Genomic DNA, 20,491 nt, shown 5'->3' on the forward strand with positions numbered 1-20,491 from the left:
GACTGGATAAAAAAACAGGGCTGCCGAGGCAGCCCTGTCAAATGCCCCGCAAGCGGAGTCGTGCTCAGTGACTGGGCAGCAGGTCCGGCAGGACCAGGCGGCTCAGGGTGCCCGCCTTGAGCAGGGCGTCGGCCTGCTCGATATCGGGGGCGAAGAAGCGGTCCTTGTCGTAGTAGCTCACCTTCTCCCGCAGGGTCTCGCGCGCCAGCTCCAGCGGGGCCGTACTCTTGAGGCCGCCGCGGAAATCCAGGCCCTGGCAGGCCGCCAGCCACTCGATGGCCAGCACACCCCGGCTGTTTTCCACCATGGGCCACAGCCGGCGACCGCCGTTGGGCGCCATGGAGACGTGGTCTTCCTGGTTGGCGGAGGTGGGCAGCGAGTCGACCGAGTGCGGGTGGGCCAGCGCCTTGTTGTCGGACGCCAGGGCCGCGGCCGTCACCTGGGCGATCATAAAGCCGGAGTTGACGCCGCCGTTTTCCACCAGGAAAGGCGGCAGGCCGGACATATGGGTGTCCATCATCAGCGACACCCGCCGCTCGCTTAAGGATCCGATTTCGGCGATGGCCAGGGCGATGTTGTCCGCCGCCATGGCCACCGGCTCGGCGTGGAAATTGCCGCCGGAGATGACATCATTGTCCTCGGCGAACACCAGGGGATTGTCGGACACCGCGTTGCCCTCGACAAGCAGCACTTCGGCGGCCTGGCGCAGCTGGGTCAGACAGGCGCCCATCACCTGGGGCTGGCAGCGCAGGGAGTAGGGATCCTGCACCTTGGCGCAGTTGACATGGGTCTTGCTGATGTCGCTCTGCTCGCCCAGCACATGGCGGTAGGCGGCGGCGGCGTCGATCTGGCCGGCCTGGCCGCGTACCTCGTGGATGCGGGCATCGAAGGGGCGACGGGAGCTCAGGGTGGCTTCCACCGTCAGGCCGCCCACCACCACGGCGCTGGCGAACAGGTCTTCCGCCTCGAACAGGCCGCGCAGGGCGAAGGCAGTGGACACCTGGGTACCGTTCAGCAGCGCCAGGCCTTCCTTGGGCGCCAGGCCCATGGGCTTCAGGCCGGCGATCTCCAGCGCCTGTCCGGCGCTGATGATCTCGCCCTGGTAGCGGGCCTGGCCCTCGCCCAGCAGCACGCAGCTCATGTGCGCCAGGGGCGCCAGGTCACCGGAGGCGCCGACGGAGCCCTTGCCGGGGATGCAGGGGTAGACGCCGTGGTTGACCAGCGCCATCAGCGCCTCCAGCACCTGCAGGCGGATACCGGAGTAACCGCGGGCCAGGCTGTTGATCTTGAGCACCATGATCAGCCGCACCAGCTCGTCGCTGATGAGCTCACCCAGGCCGGTGGCGTGGGACAGCACCAGGGATCGCTGCAGGGTTTCCAGATCTTCCGGCTTGATGCGGGTGTTGGCCAGCAGGCCGAAACCGGTGTTGATGCCGTACACGGTGCGGTCTTCCGCCACCATGCGGTTGACGCAGTCGACCGAGGCCTGGATGGCGCCATGAGTGCCCGGATCCAGGCTCAGCTTGACCGGCAGTTCATAGGCCTGGCGCATCTGCGCCAGGGTCATTTTTCCGGGGTTGATTACAAGGTTTGACATAAGGTGATTACCTCAGGCATCGAGTTGAGGAAACAGCTGGCACAAGGGCGCCAACGATTGTTGTTCTCGCAGCAACCCGTAAGTTGCGCGTATATCCAGGTGGAGTGAGTGCTCTTCTTCATAGAAAGCGACCCGCTCTCTCAGCAGCCGCCAGGCCAGGCCGGTGCCGAGACCAAATGGCTTTTCTTCAATAAAGTCGAATGCTTGCCCTGCAAGCAAGAATTCAATCGCCAGCACATGGAAGGCGTTATCCAGGGCCTTGTCGAGCTTCAAGGCACTGCTTTCGCCCAGGCTCAGGTGATCTTCCTGCAAGCCGGAAGTCAGGAAGTTGTCGGTCACCGCCGGCTGAGCCAAGCGCTTGTTATCGGCCACCAGTGACGCGGCCGAATACTGTGCGATCATCATGCCCGATTTGACCCCGCTGCCGCGGGTCAGGAAAGGCGGCAGCCTGTTGGCCTGGGGCGTGACCAAGCGGTAGCTGCGCCGCTCCGAAATCGAGCTCCACTCGCACACGGCGATGGCCAGCAGGTCACAGGCCATCGCAACCGACTCGCCGTGGGGGTTGGCTTGGGACATCACCCGATATCCCTGCTCTCCCCGAATCACCAGGGGGTTGTCGGTCGCCGAGTTCAGCTCGGCGTTAACCTGAGCGGCTGCGTGCTCGAACTGATCGCGGCAAGCGCCATGCACCTGGGGAATGGATCTCAGGCTCAGCGCGTCCTGCAGATGCTCTCCCTGGCACCCGGCCAGGATCTGGCTGTCCTGCAGCAACTGGCGCAGGTTTTCACCGCTCCGCTCGACACCGGCGTGTCGCTTGCGCCGGGTCACCGCCGGCGACAGGGCATCGAGCTGGCCTCGCAGGGCCTCAAAACTCATGGCCCCGATCACATCGGCCCAGGCGGCGAGCATTGCCGTGTCCGCCAGGGTCAGGCAGGCTAGGCCGGTCATGGCCGGGGTGCCGTTGACCAGGCAGAGCCCGTCCTTGGGGCCGAGTACCACCGGCGCCATGCCGATGGCATCCAGCGCCTGCTGTGCCGGCTGTCGCCGGCCTCGAAACTCGACCTCACCCTGCCCCAGCAGTGCCAGGCCGATGTGGGCCATATGGCTGAGATAACCGACAGAGCCCTGGGCCGGCACCAGGGGGACTATGCCTTCGTTCAACAGACGTATCAGGCCTTCGACAACCCCGGGGCTGACCCCGGAGCAGCCATGGCTGTAGTTGATGACGGCGCAGCACATGATGGCGCGAACCTGTTCGCTTCGAAGGGGGGCGCCGATGCCACAGGAATGGCTCATCAGCGTGTGCCAGGAAAGCTTCTGTAACTGGTTACGCTCAAGCACCACGTCGCACAGGGCGCCCAGGCCGGTATTGATGCCATAGTAAGGCCGCCCGGAGTCGGCAAAAGCCTCGACCGCGGCGCGCGCATCACCGATCCGCGCCCAGGCAGCGTCCGACAGCGAGAGTTGGGCGCCGAAGCGGGCCACCCGCACCACCTCCCGCCACTCCAGTTCCTGATCTGCAATCATCACGGAGGGTTGCGGCTTAGTCATTGACGACTCCCGCCTTCAGGCTGGATGCAGACGGTTCCTCATCGGCACACTCCTTCTTGGTGATAAACACCCGGGCGCCGGCCGCCACGATAAGCACGAACAGGAACAGCACCGAGAAACCACCGGCGGCGGCGAGGAACTTGATACCGTCGACCCCCTGGGCACCGCCGCCGAAGGCCACCATGATATAGGCGATGGCGCCGATGGACAGTCCCCAGATGATCTTCTGCGCCTTGGGCGACTCCTCGTCCGCACTGATGTTCTTGGTACAGATGGTCGCGATGGTGGACGACATGGAATCGGCGGCAGTGGCGAAGGAGATGATCAGTGTAAAGATGGCCAGGGGCACCAGCACTGCGGAGAACGGCAGATGCTGCAGGAAGCCCCACAATCCCGAGACGGCACCGTTCTCGGTGACCACCTTGACCAGATCCAGGGTACCGTCCAGTTGCCACTTGATGGCGGAGCCGCCCCAGATGGCGAACCAGACCATGCCGAATACCGAAGGCAGGATCCAGTTGATGATCAGAAACTCGCGCAGTGTCCGGCCATAGGAGATACGCGCCAGGAACAGGCCCATCAGCGGGGCATAGGCGATCCAGATGGACCAGTCGTACATGGTCCACCAGGTGACCAGGGCTTCGCCCCCGGACTCTTTGGTATCGAACGCCCACAGGAAGAAGTTGTCCAGCCAGTAGCCGAGGCTGGTCACCGACAGGCTGAAGATATAGCTCACGGGCCCGACCAGCAGCAGTATGACCATAAAGCCATAGAATATATAGGCGTTGACCGATGACAGGAAACGAATGCCGCGCTTGAGCCCGGACAGGGCCGAGGTGATAAAGATGGCGGAGATGAGCAGGGTCAGTACAAGCCAGGTGGTCGGGCTCGACTTGATGCCGTATTCGGCTTCAATCCCCGAGCCGATCAGCGCCAGGCCGGCACCCAGCGAGGAAGCCAGACCCAAAGCAATAGCCAGTACGGAAATGATATCGATCAAGGAACGCACCACCGGCTTGCGCTCGTGACCGCCGATCACCGGCGCAATCGTCGAGGCGATGGAGAAATCCTTCTTCCGGTTGTAGTGCATGTAGCCGATCATCAGGCCGACGATGGAATAGATGGCATAGGGAATGAAGCTCCAGTTATGGAAACTTCGGGCGATTGCAAAAACAGCGGCTTCACCGGTATTGGCGGCAAACGACTGGTTGGCGATTTCCCCGTAGATGTTGCCCATATAGATAATGGGCTCGTTTACCGAATAGGTCACGACACCGGTCGCGATACCGCCGGTCAGCGCCATGGCGAAGGTGGTCGCCATCGAGAACGTCGGCTTGGCATTGGCTCCCCCCAGGCGGATATTGCCGGCCTTGGAGAAGAAAATATAAGCCACGACGCCCAGTGCCGATACCGCCAGCAACTGGTAGAGCCAGGCAAAATCAGACAGTGAAAAGTAGAAAATATCCTTGGCTACTTTCACCAATAACTCGTTGTTGATCAGTCCCACCGCCACGGCAATGAGAACGATCGCGAACGCCGGCACAAATACACCGACATTCAGGCTTTTTTTTCCGTTGACAGACATATTTCCTTCCTTGTCGACATGACATCGAAAGCCAGAACGGGAGCCGGCACCGGAAACAACAACCGGCACCGGCTCCTTCTCTACTATGGGTCGCTGATGTCAGCGATCGTTCACCATCGGCAGATCCAGGCCATTGTCACGGGCGCAGTCGATGGCGATATCATAACCCGCGTCGGCGTGGCGCATCACGCCGGTGCCCGGGTCGTTACGCAGCACCCGGCCCAGGCGCGCGGCGGCGGCGTCGGTACCGTCGGCTACGATCACCACGCCCGAGTGCTGGCTGAAACCCATGCCGACCCCGCCGCCGTGGTGCAGGGACACCCAGGTGGCGCCACCGGCGGTGTTGAGCAGGGCATTCAGCAGCGGCCAGTCGGAGACGGCGTCGGAGCCGTCCATCATCGCCTCGGTTTCCCGGTTGGGGCTGGCGACGGAGCCAGAGTCCAGGTGGTCACGGCCGATAACAATGGGCGCCTTCAGTTCGCCGTTCTTGACCATCTCGTTGAAGGCCAGGCCCAGGCGGGCACGGTCTTTCAGGCCGACCCAGCAGATACGGGCAGGCAGGCCCTGGAAGCTGATGCGCTCGCGCGCCATGTCCAGCCAGTTGTGCAGGTGCGGGTTGTCGGGGATCAGCTCCTTCACCTTGGCATCGGTCTTGTAGATGTCCTCCGGATCGCCGGACAGCGCCACCCAGCGGAAGGGACCTATGCCCTGGCAGAACAGCGGACGGATATAGGCCGGGACGAAGCCGGGGAAGTCGAAGGCATTCTTGACCCCCTCTTCCAGCGCCATCTGGCGGATGTTGTTGCCGTAGTCGAAGGTGGGCACGCCCATCTGCTGGAAGTCGAGCATGGCCTGTACGTGTACCGCCATGGACTGCTTGGCCGCCTTGACGGTGGCTTCGGGCTGAGTCTTGCCACGCACCACGTACTCCTCCCAGCTCCAGCCCTGGGGCAGGTAGCCGTGCAGCGGGTCGTGGGCGCTGGTCTGGTCGGTGACCATGTCGGGCTTGACGCCGCGCCTGACCAGCTCCGGCAGCACGTCGGCGGCATTGGCGCACAGGCCGATGGAGATCGCCTTGCCCTCGGCGGTGTAGCGCTCGATGCGGGCCAGGGCATCATCCAGGCTCTCGGCCTGCTCGTCCAGGTAGCGGGTGCGCAGGCGGAAGTCGATGCTGGCTTGCTGGCACTCGATGTTCAGCGAGCAGGCACCGGCCAGGGTCGCCGCCAGGGGTTGGGCGCCGCCCATGCCGCCCAGGCCGGCGGTGAGGATCCAGCGGCCCTTGAGGCTGCCGTCATAATGCTGGCGACCGGCCTCGACGAAGGTCTCGTAGGTGCCCTGGACGATGCCCTGGGAGCCGATGTAGATCCAGGAGCCGGCGGTCATCTGGCCGTACATCATCAGGCCTTTCTTATCCAGCTCGTTGAAGTGTTCCCAGTTGGCCCAGGCCGGCACCAGATTGGAGTTGGCCAGCAGCACCCGCGGCGCGTCGGCGTGGGTCTTGAACACGCCCACCGGCTTGCCGGACTGGATCAGCAGGGTCTCGTCGTCTTCCAGCCGCTTGAGCACGTCGACGATGCGATCGAAGCAGGGCCAGTTGCGGGCGGCGCGGCCGATGCCGCCGTACACCACCAGATCCTCGGGACGTTCGGCCACGTCCGGGTGCAGGTTGTTGTGCAACATGCGGTAGGCGGCTTCGGTCAGCCAGCTCTTGCACACCTTGTTGACGCCGGTGGGCGCCTTGATAACACGGCCAGGAGCGTGACGATCGTTTTGTTGTGACATGTGGGTTTCCCTCTTTACAGTGTCAAAGTATGAATCAACCGAGCCGCCAGCCTGGCCGTGTGGCCATCCACGTCATACTCGGGGTTGAGCTCGGCCAAATCGGCGAGCCGGAGCTTGCCACTGGCCTTGATCTGTTCAATTACGGGTTCAATCAAATCCAGCCCCACCCCCCGGGCCGCCGGCGCACTCACGCCGGGTGCCTGGGCGGCGGGGAACACATCGATGTCGATGGTCAGGTAGAGGTGGTCGCAGCGACCGATAAAGTCCGCCACCTCCTGCTGCAGCCGGGGCAGAGTCGCCGCCGTCATGGCCCTGTCTTCCCATACCAGCACCCCGAGATCTTCGGCGCGCCGGAACAGATTTTGGGTGTTGGCGGCCCGGCTCACCCCCAGGCAGGCATACTGGAACGGCCAGCCCCGCTGCGCGCTCGCCTCGGCGATCTGAGCAAAGGGGGTGCCGGACGACACCACAAACCGCGGATCGCGCAGATCGAAGTGGGCGTCGAAATTGATAATGCCGATGCGCGGGCTCTGCTCGCGTGGCGCCAGATGCCCGGCCAGACCCGACCAGGAGCCGAAGGCCACCTCGTGGCCGCCGCCCATCACGATGGGGAAATGGCCCAGGTCCAGCGCCTCGCTCACCCGGGCGGACAGGGCCAGGTGGGCCCCTTCCAGATCCTCGCCCTGGCAAACCACGTCGCCGGCGTCGAACACGGCCGTGCCCTGGTGCCAGGCCAGACTGCCCAGCATCCTGCGCATGGCCGCCGGGCCCTTGGCGGCGCCGACGCGGCCCCGGTTGCGGCGTACCCCTTCGTCACAGCCAAAGCCGATCAGCACGGCGCCCGGCTCCCGGGCCTGTTCCAGCGGCTGCACCTGCTGGTGCCAGCGGGCGGTGTCGGGCTCGGGATCGACCCGGCCGGTCCAGGGGGTCATGTCAGTCTTCATGCAGGCTCTCCCGCCACGATGCGATGTACGAGCCGGGGCAGGCCCACGCTGTAGGCCAGCTCGGCGTAATTGTCGGTATCCCACAGGCACAGATCCGCCGCCATACCCGGCACTATCCGGCCACACTCGCGCTGCAAGCCCAGGGCCCGGGCACCCTGGGCGGTAACGCCGCGCAGGGCTTCCACCGGGGTCAGGCGGAACAGGGTGCAGGCCATGTTCAGCATTAGCCTGAGGCTGAAGATGGGCGAGGTGCCGGGGTTGGCGTCGGTGGCCAGGGCCATGGGCACGCCGTGGCGACGCAGCAGTTCGATGGGCGGCACCTTGGTTTCGCGCAGTATGTAGAAGGCGCCGGGCAACAGGGTGGCGACGGTGCCGGCCTCGGCCAGGGCTTCCACCCCCGCCTCGTCCAGGTATTCCACATGATCCACCGACAGCGCGCCGGCGCGGGCGGCGGCGGCGCTGCCGCCCAGGTTCGACAGCTGCTCGGTATGACCCTTGATGGCCAGACCGTGGGCCCGGGCGGCGGCATAGACCCGTTCGCACTGGGCGACCGAGAAGGCGATGTTCTCGCAGAACACGTCCACCGCGTCCGCCAGCCCTTCGGCGGCGGCGGCCGGGATCATCCGCTGGCACACCAGCTCGATGTAGCCATCGGCATCGTCTTTATATTCCGGCGGCAGGGCGTGGGCGCCCAGCAGGGTGGTGACCACCCGCACCTTGAGCTCGCGCCCCAGGCGGCGCGCCACCCGCAGCATCTTGAGCTCGTTTTCCAGATCCAGGCCGTAGCCGGACTTGATCTCGACCGTGGTCACCCCGTCCGCCATCAGCGCCTCGAGGCGCGGACGGGCGGCGGCGAACAACTCTTCCTCCGAGGCGGCGCGGGTGGCCCGCACCGTGCTGAGGATGCCGCCGCCGGCGCGGGCTATTTCTTCATAGCTCTTGCCTTCGAGCCGGGCTTCGAACTCCCCGGCCCGGTTGCCGCCATACACCAGGTGGGTATGGCAGTCCACCAGCCCCGGGGTCAGCAGCCGGCCTTCGGCATCGACCAGCTCAAAACCGGCACGGTCGGCCTCGCTCAGCGCTCTCATGGGTTTCAGCCAGTCGATGCGGCCATCTTTCACTGCCACCGCCATGGGTTCGGCGGCGGCGTCGAGGCCGTCAAACAGGGTGGCGTCGATCCAGAGGCGGTGGGGTGACTGTGGCATGGCTGGCTCCTTGATGCGATATTTGTATATACATTTAAACTTTCATTTGCTCTTTGGCAAGTATCGCTCGATAAAAAACCCGGGTTTATCGATCATGATCACATAAAAAATAGACAAAAGATTAACACCAGGTGCATTTTTGTATATACATTAAGCGTTACTCACAAGGAGGTCATTCCATGCACCAGGTTACGGAACAATCCCGGTCCCACGGCAAGGCCATTTGCCGGCTGCTGGGCCTGAGCGCCATTGGCATCTTTATCTTCTTTATCCCCATCAGCCTGCAGGGCAGGACCAGCATACCGCTGGATCATATGGTGGGTTGGCTGCGCGCTGCCCTGGGCGAAAGCGGCGCCGGCTGGTACGCCATGGGGATGATAGTGGCGGGGGCCATTTATCCGCTGGCCACCGGCCGCTGGAAACAGAGCCCGACCGACGGCGTCTTCCTGGTGCTGAAATGGCTGGGGGTGGCGGCGGGCCTGATGGCGCTCACCGGGCTGGGCCCGGCGGCCTTGCAGGCGCCGGACATGCTGCCCTTCCTGTTCAACAAGCTGGTGATCTCGGTGGGGTTGATCGTGCCCATCGGCTCGGTGTTCCTGGCCTTCCTGGTGGGTTACGGCCTGCTCGAGGCCATCGGCATCCTGGTGCAAAAGCTGATGCAGCCGATCTGGCGTACCCCGGGCCGCTCGGCCATCGATGCGGTGGCCTCCTTCGTGGGCAGCTATTCCATCGGCCTGCTGATCACCAACCGGGTATACAGCGCGGGCCACTACTCGGCACGGGAAGCGGCCATCATCGCCACCGGCTTCTCCACCGTCTCCGCCACCTTTATGATCATCGTGGCCAAGACCCTGGGGCTGATGGAGATCTGGAACCAGTACTTCTGGCTGACCCTGCTGATCACCTTTATTGTCACCGCCATCACGGTGCGGCTGCCGCCCCTCTCTCGCATGGACAACAGCGCCGCACACCGGGAGCCGGAAGGCGAGCCCGGCAACCGCCTGGCCACCGCCTGGCAGAACGGGCTGGAGGTGGCCGAGCAGGCGCCGCCGCTCGGCCGCAACGTGTTCGACAACTTCAAGGACGGCCTGGTGATGACCATCAGCATACTGCCGTCCATCATGTCGGTGGGGCTGATCGGCCTGATGGTGGCCAAATACACCCCGCTGTTCGACTGGCTGGGCTATCTGTTCTATCCGGTGACCTGGCTGTGGGGCCTGGAGGACGGCATGCTGCTCGCCAAGGCTACCGCCTCGGGGCTGGCGGAGATGTTCCTGCCGGCACTGCTGATGGCCGAGGCCGACTTCGTGGCCCGCTTCGCCGCCGGCGTGGTGTGCGTGTCGTCGGTGCTGTTCTTCTCGGCTTCGATTCCCTGCATACTGGCGACCCGCATCCCGCTCAAGGTCGGCACCCTGGTGCTGGTGTGGTTTATCCGCGCCTTGCTCAGCCTGCTGCTGGCCATCCCGGTCGCCATGCTGATCTCCCCCTGAATCTCCACCAGCCCGGTAGCCTCCCGGGCTGGCTCCCGCCCGCCCTTGCCGTTAAGATGTCGCTTTTTCCAGAGAGACATCACATGGCCCTGACCGCCACCCTGCACAAGGTGCGGATGAATATCAGCGATCTGCACCGCCACTACTACCAGGAACACAGCCTGACCGTGGCCCGACATCCGTCGGAAACCGAAACCCGACTGATGGTGCGGCTGCTGGCCTTTATGCGCCACGCCGATGAGAGCCTGAGTTTTACCAAAGGATTGAGTACCGATGACGAGCCCGAGCTGTGGCAGAAGGCAGCGGACGGGCGCATCCTGCTGTGGGTGGAGCTGGGCGAGCCCAGCGTCAAGCGCATCAAACAGGCTTTGTCCCGGGCCGAGCGGGTGGTGGTGTACAGCTATGGCGGACGCTCCGCCCTGGAGTGGTGGAGCAAACACCAGATAGAGCTGGGGCAGCTGCCGCGGCTCGAAATCTACCACCTGGCCGATCCCCAGCCGGCCCGGCTGGCGGAACTCTGCGTCCGCAGCATGGACCTGTTCGCCACCCTTCAGGAAAGTGAAATCCAGCTCACCGACGGCGAGCACAGCCTGGACCTGCAGCTGACCCAGTGGTGTTAACCCAAGCGGGAAGCGGGAAGCGGGAAGCGGGAAGCGGGAAGCGGGAAGTATTGTGATTCCGGCCCGCTCCCGCAACCCTGAGTGCCGGGGCGGCGCTCAGCCCAGCTTGAGGGTGGAACGCAGCTTGTAGCGGTTGCCCGGATGCCACAACCGGGCAAAGCTCACCAGTTGATGCAACGACCAGGTCCGGCGGCTGACCAGCAGGCAGGGGGTGTCCGCCTTCAGCTGCAGCCACTCACGGATCTGCGGCGGCGCCAACCGCGCCTCGACGATATGCTCCAGATCCGACAGCGGGCAATGCTGTACCAGGTAGGCATTGGGGGTCATCTCGCTGAAGTCGCAACCCAGGTAATCGGGCGCCAGCGCCGGATTGACGAAGCGCTCCTCCACCTGGATCGGCACCTGGTTCTCCAGGTGCACTATCACCGAGTGGAACACCCGGGCATTGAGCCGCATGCCCATCTGCAGGGCGATTTCCTCGTCGGCCCGGATACTGTCGAGCAGGATCACGCTATTGCTGTAGTCATGGCCGCGCTGGCGCACTTCGTCGGCGATATTGTTGATGTCTGCCAGGGGTGACTCGGCCTTGGGCTCGGTGACGAAGGTGCCGAGTCCGGCCCGGCGCATCAGGTAGCCTTCCTGCACCAGATCGCGGATCGCCTTGTGCGCCGTCATCCGGCTCACGCTGAACTGACCGGCCAACTCCTGCTCGGGGGGGATCTGCTGGTGCAGCGGATACTCCCCGGACTGGATGCGGTCGAGGATATGTTGCTTGATCTGCTGGTAAAGGGGGGTTGATTGGGTCACATGGCCTCCTGCTGCTGGTCCAATTGTACATACAATTGAATGCCAGTCCCAGCCACCCGCCGCCGAAACAGCCGGCGTGCGGACACTTTGTGCCCGGGGCTTTCAACAAAGGGCGATTTGCGCTAAGGTGCGCGCCAATTCAGCAGGTACCGGCGGCAGGTATATCTTGGAAAAACATGAAGAAGTGCTGGTGGCGCTGCGTCAGATCATTCGCGCCATCGATCTCCATTCCCGTCAGCTCAGCAAGGCGTCCGGACTCACCGGACCCCAGCTGCTGTTGCTGCAGGCGATCAGCGATCATGGCGACATCACCATGCGCAAGCTGGCCCAGCACACCAACATGAGCCAGGCCACCGCCACCACCATCATCGACCGGCTGGAGCAAAAACAGCTGGTCCGCCGGGAGCGTAGCCTCACCGACAAACGCAAGGTGCATGCGGTGCTGACGGAAGAAGGGGTCGCCAAGCTGAAAACCGCCCCCAGGCCGTTGCAGGAAAACTTTATCCAGCAGTTCCAGGCACTGGAGGCCTGGGAGCAAAATCTGCTGCTGTCTTCCCTGCAGCGGATCTCCTCGATGATGAACGCCAACGACCTGGACGTGGCGCCCCTGTTGCAGGTAGGCAGCCTGATCCAAGAAGAAAAGTATTAGTCCTGCAGGCTGATGCCGATGTTGGATACCCCGCCCTGAGCGGCGAAGTCGCGGATGGCCAGGATGGACTCGGCCTCCCTCGGCTGGGCCACCCGCTCAAGCAGATCCACCTGAAACTCCATTTCCGCTTCCATCAGTTCGTGCTCGTACAGCTCTTCGTCACTCAGTTCCTGCTCCGCCAGCAGTTCGGCGAAACCGGCCACCGCGCCCAGGGACGCATTGCTCGCCTCCATCGATTCCTCGCCAATCCGGCAGATCACCGAGTTGTAGGCCGCGCCGAGGGCCACGCAGGCGTCCAGCGCCGGGTAGGCGCCGTAGGAGTCGAAACGGACCGGGTCCGGGATGTACTGCTCAAAGGCCTCCAGCTCGGCGGACAAGTCCACCCGCGAGCCTTTCACCGTGAGGTAGGTCCAAAGCACGTCCAGGCCATGGCGGAAGCGCTCGCCATCGCCAAAGCCCGACGTCTCGGCGAACAGCCGGTAGTTGGGATACATGCGCTCGGCCAAGGCCAGGGCGAACACCGTCTGCTGCCAGGGCATCAGCTTGTTGAGTTTCTTATAAAATTTGTCACCGAACACGGGGGATCCTTGTGGTTGGGCTCGCCGCACTGCCGCCAATCTGACCGTTTGTGGCCGGGGCTCACACTTTATGCGGGAAACACTGGTATATGTTTTTGCTTGTGCCATTGTCTCATAAAAAGCTGGTACAAAAAGCATATTGAGGAGAGAAGGTATGGCCAATCATACCCTGTTGCTGCTCAGTCAGGATAACGCCGAATACAACGCCCTGCTGAAAGGGGCCTATCTGCCCGGGCTGACCATACTGGCCCCGCGGGAAGAAGCGGACATCCAGGCCGCCCTGACCCGGGCCGACATCCTGCTGGGCGAACCCGCCCGCATCAAGGCCCGGCTCAAGGATGCCCGCGCACTGAAATGGGTCCAGTCCACCTACGCCGGCGTCGACGTGCTGCTCGGCCCCGGCTGCCGCCAGGACTACCTGCTAACCAATATCCGCGGCATTTTCGGTCCGCTCATCAGTGAATACATCTTCGGTCATCTGCTGTCGATCACCCGCCACCTGCGGCATTACCGGGAGCAGCAGCGTCAGCATGACTGGCAGCCCATCCCCTACCAGAGCATCACCGGCAAGACCATGCTGATCATCGGCACCGGCAGCATCGGCCAGCATATCGCCGACACCGCCCGCCACTTCGGCATGGAGGTGCTGGGCATCAGCCGTTCCGGCCGGGAAGCAGCGGGATTCGACAGAACCTATCAAATGCCGGCGCTGAACAAGGTGCTGCCCCGGGCCGATGTGGTGGTGAGCGTGATCCCGTCCACCCCCGAAACCCGCAACCTGTTCAATGCCGGGCGGCTCAATCATATCAAGCCGGGGGCGGTATTCTTCAACGTCGGCCGGGGGGATGCGGTGGACGAAACCGCCCTGGTACAGGCGCTGCGCAGCGGCCGCATCGGCGCGGCGGTGCTGGACGTGTTCGCCACCGAGCCGCTGCCGGCGGAGAGCCCGCTGTGGGATCTGCCCAACGTGGTGATCACCCCGCACAACGCCGGCTACAGCTTTCCGGAGCAGATCGTCACCCGCTTCAGCCGCAACTACCTCAAGTACATCGAAGGCAAACCGATGGAGGGGCTGGTGAATTTCGATCTGGGTTACTGATGACGGAAAAGCTGGTTTGGGAAATTCGGGCCTGCCGGCTGTGCGAGGCCTATCTGCCGCTGGGGCCCCGCCCGGTGGTGCAGCTGGGTGCCGGGGCCAGAATACTCATCATCGGCCAGGCGCCGGGCACCCGGGTGCACGAAACCGGCATACCCTGGAACGATCCTTCCGGCGACACCCTGCGTAAGTGGCTGGAGGTGAGCCGGGAACAGTTCTACGACCCCGAGCAGTTCGCCATCATGCCCATGGGCTTCTGCTACCCGGGCAAGGGCAAGAGCGGTGATCTGCCGCCCCGCCCCGAGTGCGCCCCCACCTGGCACGACAAGATCCTGGCGGCCCTGCCCCATATCGAACTCACCCTGTTGATCGGCCAGTACGCCCAGCGCTACTACCTGGGCAAGCGCTACCGCACCCTCACCGACACGGTGCGCCACTGGCGGGAATTTGCCCCGGGCCGGCTGCCCCTGCCCCACCCCTCCCCCCGCAACCGCCGCTGGCTGGCCAATAATCCCTGGTTCGAACGGGAAGAACTGCCGGCCCTGCGGGCACGAGTGCACCAGGTGCTGGGGCGGGGCTAACCCCGCTTCGGCAAAAATTGAGAGAGCAGGAAGAGGCTGGCGGCCACCACCACCACCGAGGGGCCGGCAGGGGTATCATGCAGCACCGAGAGCTGCAGCCCTCCCAGCACCGACAGCATGCCAAGGCCCATGGCGTAGAACGCCATCTGCTCAGGGGTGCGGCTGAAGCGGCGGGCGGTGGCGGCGGGGATGATCAGTAACGAGGTGATGATCAGCGCGCCAACGAACTTCATCGCCACCGCGATCAGCACACTGATCATCAGCAGCAACAGCAGTTTGAGCGCCTCGACCCGGACCCCTTCCACCCGCGCCAGCTCCTCGCTGACGGTGATCGACAGCAACTGGCTCCAGAAATGGCGCAGGATCAGCAGCAGCACCAGGCCACCGCCATAGATCCAAATCAGATCCAGCGGCTGAATCGCCAGCAGATCCCCGAACAGGTAGGCCATCAGATCGACCCGCACATTGTCCATGAACGCCAGTGCCACCAAACCGAGGGACAGGGCGGTATGGGCCAGGATGCCGAGCAGGGTGTCGGTGGCCAGCCAGCTGGCCCGCTGCAGGCTGGCCAGCAGTATCCCCAGCACCAGGCAGGCCACCAGCACCGCCAGGGTCAGATCGATCTGCAGCAGCAGGCCCAGCGCCACCCCCAGCAGGGAGGAATGGGCCAGGGTATCGCCGAAATAGGCCATACGCCGCCAGACCACGAAGCTGCCGAGCGGCCCGGCCAGCACGGCAATGCCCAGGCCGGCCAGCAGGGCGTAGAGCAAAAAGCTATCCCACATGGCGCACGTCTCCGTGATGTTCATCGTCGCAATGATGATGGTGGGTGTAGACCGCCAGTTGGGCCAGTTCGGGACGGCCAAACAGGCGGGCGAACTCCGGATGGCGAGCCACGTGCTCCGGCTCGCCGTGGCAGCAGATATGCTGGTTCAGGCAAATCACCCTGTGGGTACTGGCCATCACCAGGTGCAAATCGTGGGACACCATCAGCACGCCGCAGTGAAGCTGGTCGCTGAGCTGCTTGATCAGCGCATAGAGTTCGGTCTGGCCGTGTACATCCACCCCCTGGGCCGGCTCGTCCAGGATCAGCAGCTCCGGCTCCATCATCAGGGCCCGGGCCAGCAGGATGCGCTGCATCTCGCCGCCGGACAGGGCCTGCATGGCCCGCTCGGCCAGTCGTTCCGCCCCGACCCGGGACAGCGCCTGGGCCACCGTCAGCCGGCGCCCGTGGGACAGGCTCAGAAAGCGGGCCACGGTCAGCGGCAACACCGGATCCAGGTGCAGTTTCTGCGGCACATAGCCGATGCGCAGCCCGGGCTTGCGCCAGAGCTGGCCGGAGCTGGCCGCGCGCAGCTGCAGCACCAGCTTGATCAGCGAGCTCTTGCCGGCGCCATTGGGGCCGACGATGGTCAGGATCTCCCCCCGGTTCAGGCTGAACGAGATCTGCTCCAGGATCACATTACCGTCGGCCTCCAGGCCGACGTCCGTCAACTCCACCAGCTTGCTCATGCCCTCAGCGCCTTTACAATTTCATTTGTAATATTATAACATTGCCAGCTTACCAAACTCCAGAACCGAATCGAGCGGATCCTGCCCATGAGACCCTTACTGTTGCTGATGCTGACCTTGCTGCTGAGCAGCCAGGCCCGCGCCCTGGACGTGTTGACCACGATAAAACCCCTGCAATTGATCGCCGCCGCCATCACCGAGGGCGGCGAGCCTCCCGGGCTGCTGCTTGCCCCCGGCACCTCCCCTCACGACTACGCCCTCAGGCCTTCCGACCTACGCCGGATCGGTCAGGCGGATCTGGTGATGTGGATCGGCCCCGAGATGGAAGGATTTCTGACCCCGCTGCTCGGCGACAAGGGTAACAACCTGGCGTTGCTGGCCCTGATCGAGCCGGAAGAACAGGACCATCATCACCAGGATCACGACGGTCACGACGGTCACGACGGTCACGACGGTCACGACGGTCACGACGGTCACGACGGTCACGACGGTCACGACGGTCACGACGGTCACGACGGTCACGACGGTCACGACGGTCACGACGGTCATCATACCGATAAAATCGCGATCGGAAACCATGATGACGCGCACGGGCACGACCACGATCATCGGGGCCGCGACCCCCATATCTGGCTGGATCCCCATCACGGCGCCCGTATCGCCGTCCTGCTGGCCGCGCGCCTGAGCGAGTTGGATCCGGCCAATGCCGAACGATACCAACGCAACCTGGCCGCCTTCCAGGCAAAACTGGCGCAGACGGATCAGGAGGTGGCGGCCCGTCTGGCCCCTGCCCGCGGCAAGGGTTACTTCGTGTTCCACGACGCCTATGGTTACTGGGAAGAACACTACCGGCTGCCGTCCCGCGGTTACTTTACCGTCAACCCGGAGCGGGCGCCCGGCGCCCAGACCGTTAGCCGAATCCATCAGGCGCTGAAAGCGGAGCAGGCCGAGTGCGTGTTCGCCGAGCCCCAGTTCCGCCCGGCGGTATTGGAAGCGGTGGTCCGCAATACCCCGGCGCGCATCGGGGTGCTTGACCCGCTGGCCGCCGATATCGAGGCCGGCCCTGGCGGATATTTCGAGTTCATGCGGCAGACGGCCGAGGCCATGGCCGTATGTTTACTCAATGAATCATAAAAATTTGAAATTAAATTTGGTATAGTGTGGAACTTTCGTATCAAGCGATGCACTAACCATGGTGGCCCGCCTGTGCGGGCCATTTTGTGATAAGACGTCGGCCGCTTTATTATCTTTGGATCCATACAGGGAAGGATAGAGCGGTTTTTGCATGCATAGTTTAGCAACCAACAGGCACAGGTAATCCGGATGAATCCTCTCCGCCCGATACAAACTAAACTGCAGGGAATGCCTACTCCACTACCCAAGCGGCACTTATACGGTATTATCCTCCTGAGCGGCCTGACCCTGACCACGGCGGTGATGATGCCCTCACCCGGCGAACTGATCGAACAGCCGGTCAGGATCAGCATCCCGGCCAGCCTGAACCTGCCGAAAGAACCCAAGTCACAGGTCGGCAACACCGAATTCTACACCCTGCCCCATGATGAGATCGGCCCGGTAGAGCCGGTCGACGCACTGGACGTGATCGCCGCCGGCGAACCCGAGTGGCAGGAATATGTGGTGCAGCGCGGCGATACCCTGAGCACCATCTTCAACGGCCTGGGCCTGCCCCTGGCCACCATGTACAAGCTGCTCGAAGCCGATAAAGAGCGCACCCTCGACGGCCTCAAGCCCGGCCAGACCCTGTCCCTGCTGATCGATGAAGACAACCTGCTGCAGGAGTTCAAGATGCAGCAGGATGTGCTGCATACCCGCATATTCAGCCGTTCCGGCGAAAACTACCAGAGCAGCCTGAAAACGGAAGAAAGCAACTGGGAAACCCGCTCCCTGCGCGGCGTGATCAACGGCAGCTTCTACATCAGCGCCCGGGATGCCGGCCTCTCTCCCAGCCAGATCCAGCGGGTCGCCAACCTGTTCCAGTGGCAACTGAACTTTGCCCGGGACCTGCGCCAGGGCGACAGTTTCAAGGTACTGGTGCAACGGGAGTTCGTCGACGGCCAGAGCACCGGCAAGTCCGAGCTGCAGGCGGTGGAGATCACCAACAAGGGCAGGAGCTACCAGGTGTTCCGCCACGAAGACGGCAACTTCTACAACGAAAAAGGCGAAAGCCTGGAACGTGGTTTCGTGCGCATTCCGCTGGAGCGCAACATGCGCATCAGCTCCAACTTCAACCTGAACCGCAAGCACCCGGTCACCGGCCGGGTTCAGCCCCATAACGGCACCGATTTCGCCGTGCCCACCGGCACCCCGGTGCTGGCTCCGGGGGACGGCGTGGTGGTCAAGGCCGTCCGTCACGCCCTGGCCGGCAATTACCTGGTGATCCGGCACGGCCGCCAGTACACCACCCGTTTCCTGCACCTCAGCCGCTTCCTGGTGAAGAAAGGCGATACCGTGCGTCGGGGCCAGCGTATCGCCCTGTCCGGCAATACCGGCCGCTCCACCGGCCCACACCTGCACTACGAGTTCCACGTCAACAACCGGCCGGTGGATCCCATGCAGGTCAAGCTGCCGATGGCCGAAGGCCTGAGCGGCGCCGAACACCGTGCCTTCCTGGCCAGGGTGGAGCAGTACAAGCGGGAGTTCGCCGGCTAAGCACCGGCCATCGCCATCAAAAAAGCGCCCGAGGGCGCTTTTTTTTGTTTCAACAGTCTGCTGCTGAAGCTCAGCCCTGGTGGTAGGGCCGGGACAGCCGGTGTACCACGTCGATAAAGGCGCCGGCGTGCTCCGGATCCACGTCCAGGTGGATGCCGTGGCCCAGGTTGAACACATGGCCGGAGCCCTGGCCGAAGCCTTCCAGTATGGTCGCCACTTCCTGCTCGATGCGGGGAATGGGGGCGTAGAGCATGGAGGGATCCATATTGCCCTGCAGCGCCACCTGGTCACCGACCCGGCGCCTGGCATCGGCGATGTTGATGGTCCAGTCCAGACCCACGGCGTCGCAACCGGTGGCGGCGATGGCTTCCAGCCACTGGCCGCCGTTCTTGGTGAACAGGGTCACCGGCACCCGGCGGCCCTCGCTTTCCCGCACCAGGCCGTCGACGATCTTGGCCATGTACTGCAGCGAGAAGTCGTTGTAGTCGCGCGGCGTCAGTACCCCGCCCCAGGTGTCGAAGATCATCAGCGACTGGGCGCCGGCGGCCACCTGGGCGTTGAGGTAACTGGTGACGCTGTCGGCCAGCTTGTCGAGCAGCAGGTGCAGGGCCTGCGGCTCGGCGTACATCATCTTCTTGATCCTGGTGAAGGCCTTGGAGCTGCCACCTTCCACCATGTAGGTGGCCAGGGTCCAGGGGCTGCCGGAAAAGCCGATCAGCGGCACCTCGCCCTTCAGCTCGCGGCGGATGGTGCGCACCGCGTTCATCACGTAGCCGAGTTCCTGCTCCGGATCGGGCACGCCGATCTTCTGCACATCGGCCAGGGAGGCGACCGGCCGCTCGAATTTGGGGCCTTCGCCCGCTTCGAAATAGAGGCCCAGGCCCATGGCATCTGGAATGGTGAGGATGTCGGAGAACAGGATGGCCGCGTCCAGCGGGAAACGGCGCAGCGGCTGCAGGGTCACCTCGCAGGCCAGTTCGGCGTTCTTGCACAGCGACATGAAGTCGCCGGCCTGGGCTCGGGTGGCCTTGTACTCGGGCAGGTAGCGGCCGGCCTGGCGCATCATCCATACCGGGGTGTAGTCCACCGGCTGGCGTAAAAGGGCACGTAAGTAGCGATCATTCTTGAGTGTGTTCATCCCGTCGTTCCGGATCAGGTGGCAAATTGGCGCTATTGTACCACCACAGCGCGGGGAACAGAAAAAAGTGCTCACCGCCGCTCTCCTCTCCCGCGCAGGGCAGAGAATAAGGAACTAACACGCAACTTGAGACTCGGCCTATTGACCACCGGGCATCTTTTCTTTACTTATACTCTATCACTACCTGTCCCAGGCAGCCCATGGAGGGAATCATGCTCCGGAAAATGGAACAAACCAAAGCGCAACTGGCGGGAAAACACCACGCCCTGGATGCGTTTATCAATGCTCGTCAGAACCTGCTGGTTGAATACATCCGGCTCTCCACCAACAAGAAAGCCCTGCCCACCCAGGCCGAACTCGATGAATTCTGCGGCCAGTTGGTCGATTATGTCTCAGCCGGCCACTTTGAAATCTATGATTATGTGGTGGCCGCCTTCGAGGCGACCCGGGGCAATTCCCGAATTCTGGCCGAGCGAATTTATCCGCGTATCAAGCAGAACACCGACGAGGCGCTGAATTTCCACGATAAATATACCCAGGCCGATGATGACACCATGATGGAGCTGGACCGGGATCTCAATCATCTGGGGGAAGTGCTGGAAGAGCGCTTCGAACTGGAAGACAGGCTGGTTTCGGCACTCGATCTGGTGGATCGGCTGGATACCGGCCAACCCGCCTGAACAGGA

Annotated in this window: 19 protein-coding genes; 8 read left to right on the forward strand and 11 right to left on the reverse strand. The window is 63.5% G+C overall.

Features of this window, described 5'->3' with window-relative positions:
• Nucleotides 1–64: 64 nt before the first annotated feature.
• From hutH to hutI, 6 genes are all read right to left on the reverse strand, one after another.
• The gene (gene hutH / locus C7H85_RS14900; protein WP_106730489.1) at nt 65–1,597 is read right to left on the reverse strand and encodes a histidine ammonia-lyase; all 1,533 of its coding nucleotides are present in this window, start codon (nt 1,595–1,597) and stop codon (nt 65–67) included.
• Nucleotides 1,598–1,609: 12 nt separating this feature from the next.
• Nucleotides 1,610–3,148, reverse strand: a complete 1,539-nt coding sequence (locus C7H85_RS14905) for an HAL/PAL/TAL family ammonia-lyase (RefSeq protein ID WP_106730490.1) — start codon at nt 3,146–3,148, stop codon at nt 1,610–1,612.
• Complete coding sequence (locus tag C7H85_RS14910) at nt 3,141–4,733, reverse strand: BCCT family transporter (protein WP_106730491.1); 1,593 nt, start codon at nt 4,731–4,733, stop codon at nt 3,141–3,143. The genes C7H85_RS14905 and C7H85_RS14910 overlap by 8 nt, the downstream gene beginning before the upstream one ends.
• A gap of 99 nt (nt 4,734–4,832) precedes the next feature.
• On the reverse strand, nt 4,833–6,515 hold the full coding sequence (gene hutU, locus C7H85_RS14915) for a urocanate hydratase (protein WP_106730492.1): 1,683 nt from the start codon (nt 6,513–6,515) through the stop codon (nt 4,833–4,835).
• A gap of 14 nt (nt 6,516–6,529) precedes the next feature.
• Nucleotides 6,530–7,459, reverse strand: a complete 930-nt coding sequence (gene hutG, locus C7H85_RS14920; RefSeq protein WP_106730493.1) for a formimidoylglutamase — start codon at nt 7,457–7,459, stop codon at nt 6,530–6,532.
• Nucleotides 7,456–8,664, reverse strand: a complete 1,209-nt coding sequence (hutI, locus tag C7H85_RS14925; protein ID WP_106730494.1) for an imidazolonepropionase — start codon at nt 8,662–8,664, stop codon at nt 7,456–7,458. Before hutI ends, hutG begins: the two co-directional genes overlap by 4 nt.
• A 179-nt stretch (nt 8,665–8,843) precedes the next feature.
• On the opposite strand from hutI, the gene C7H85_RS14930 reads away from it, so the two are divergent.
• Both C7H85_RS14930 and C7H85_RS14935 read left to right on the forward strand, forming a co-directional pair.
• Nucleotides 8,844–10,154: a YjiH family protein gene (locus C7H85_RS14930; RefSeq protein ID WP_106730495.1), complete on the forward strand. Its 1,311-nt coding sequence runs from the start codon at nt 8,844–8,846 to the stop codon at nt 10,152–10,154.
• 83 nt (nt 10,155–10,237) lie between these two features.
• Nucleotides 10,238–10,774, forward strand: coding sequence for a YaeQ family protein (locus tag C7H85_RS14935; RefSeq protein WP_106730496.1), 537 nt, complete (start codon nt 10,238–10,240; stop codon nt 10,772–10,774).
• 96 nt (nt 10,775–10,870) lie between these two features.
• Here C7H85_RS14935 and hutC read toward each other — a convergent pair whose 3' ends face one another.
• The gene (gene hutC / locus C7H85_RS14940) at nt 10,871–11,581 is read right to left on the reverse strand and encodes a histidine utilization transcriptional repressor HutC (protein WP_106730497.1); all 711 of its coding nucleotides are present in this window, start codon (nt 11,579–11,581) and stop codon (nt 10,871–10,873) included.
• A 166-nt stretch (nt 11,582–11,747) separates the two neighbouring features.
• On the opposite strand from hutC, the gene C7H85_RS14945 reads away from it, so the two are divergent.
• Entirely contained in the window at nt 11,748–12,230 is a 483-nt protein-coding gene (locus tag C7H85_RS14945) for a MarR family winged helix-turn-helix transcriptional regulator (RefSeq protein ID WP_106730498.1), read from the forward strand.
• Here the strand turns inward: C7H85_RS14945 and C7H85_RS14950 are convergent.
• On the reverse strand, nt 12,227–12,808 hold the full coding sequence (locus C7H85_RS14950; RefSeq protein ID WP_106730499.1) for a YjaG family protein: 582 nt from the start codon (nt 12,806–12,808) through the stop codon (nt 12,227–12,229). The genes C7H85_RS14945 and C7H85_RS14950 overlap by 4 nt on opposite strands.
• Nucleotides 12,809–12,962: 154 nt before the next feature.
• On the opposite strand from C7H85_RS14950, the gene C7H85_RS14955 reads away from it, so the two are divergent.
• Together C7H85_RS14955 and C7H85_RS14960 are read left to right on the forward strand one after the other, a co-directional pair.
• The gene (locus C7H85_RS14955; RefSeq protein ID WP_106730500.1) at nt 12,963–13,907 is read left to right on the forward strand and encodes a D-2-hydroxyacid dehydrogenase; all 945 of its coding nucleotides are present in this window, start codon (nt 12,963–12,965) and stop codon (nt 13,905–13,907) included.
• The gene (locus C7H85_RS14960) at nt 13,907–14,485 is read left to right on the forward strand and encodes a uracil-DNA glycosylase family protein (protein ID WP_106730501.1); all 579 of its coding nucleotides are present in this window, start codon (nt 13,907–13,909) and stop codon (nt 14,483–14,485) included. The genes C7H85_RS14955 and C7H85_RS14960 overlap by 1 nt, the downstream gene beginning before the upstream one ends.
• Here the strand turns inward: C7H85_RS14960 and znuB are convergent.
• Nucleotides 14,482–15,270: a zinc ABC transporter permease subunit ZnuB gene (znuB, locus tag C7H85_RS14965; protein ID WP_106730502.1), complete on the reverse strand. Its 789-nt coding sequence runs from the start codon at nt 15,268–15,270 to the stop codon at nt 14,482–14,484. The genes C7H85_RS14960 and znuB overlap by 4 nt on opposite strands.
• The gene (gene znuC, locus C7H85_RS14970) at nt 15,260–15,997 is read right to left on the reverse strand and encodes a zinc ABC transporter ATP-binding protein ZnuC (protein WP_106730503.1); all 738 of its coding nucleotides are present in this window, start codon (nt 15,995–15,997) and stop codon (nt 15,260–15,262) included. Before znuC ends, znuB begins: the two co-directional genes overlap by 11 nt.
• 87 nt (nt 15,998–16,084) lie before the next feature.
• Between znuC and C7H85_RS14975 the strand changes: the two genes are divergently transcribed.
• Nucleotides 16,085–17,131: a zinc ABC transporter substrate-binding protein ZnuA gene (locus C7H85_RS14975; protein WP_106730504.1), complete on the forward strand. Its 1,047-nt coding sequence runs from the start codon at nt 16,085–16,087 to the stop codon at nt 17,129–17,131.
• Nucleotides 17,132–17,320: 189 nt separating this feature from the next.
• On the forward strand, nt 17,321–18,667 hold the full coding sequence (mepM, locus tag C7H85_RS14980) for a murein DD-endopeptidase MepM (protein WP_106730505.1): 1,347 nt from the start codon (nt 17,321–17,323) through the stop codon (nt 18,665–18,667).
• A gap of 70 nt (nt 18,668–18,737) precedes the next feature.
• Here the strand turns inward: mepM and hemE are convergent, their stop codons facing one another.
• The gene (gene hemE / locus C7H85_RS14985; protein ID WP_106730506.1) at nt 18,738–19,805 is read right to left on the reverse strand and encodes a uroporphyrinogen decarboxylase; all 1,068 of its coding nucleotides are present in this window, start codon (nt 19,803–19,805) and stop codon (nt 18,738–18,740) included.
• Between the two features lie 212 nt (nt 19,806–20,017).
• On the opposite strand from hemE, the gene rsd reads away from it, so the two are divergent.
• A complete protein-coding gene (gene rsd, locus C7H85_RS14990; protein WP_106730507.1) occupies nt 20,018–20,485 on the forward strand; it encodes a sigma D regulator in 468 nt (155 codons plus the stop codon).
• The last annotated feature ends 6 nt before the right edge of the window (nt 20,486–20,491 follow it).

The sequence above is a fragment of the Zobellella endophytica genome, from assembly GCF_003012775.1.
Classification (GTDB): Bacteria; Pseudomonadota; Gammaproteobacteria; order Enterobacterales; family Aeromonadaceae; genus Oceanimonas; species Oceanimonas endophytica.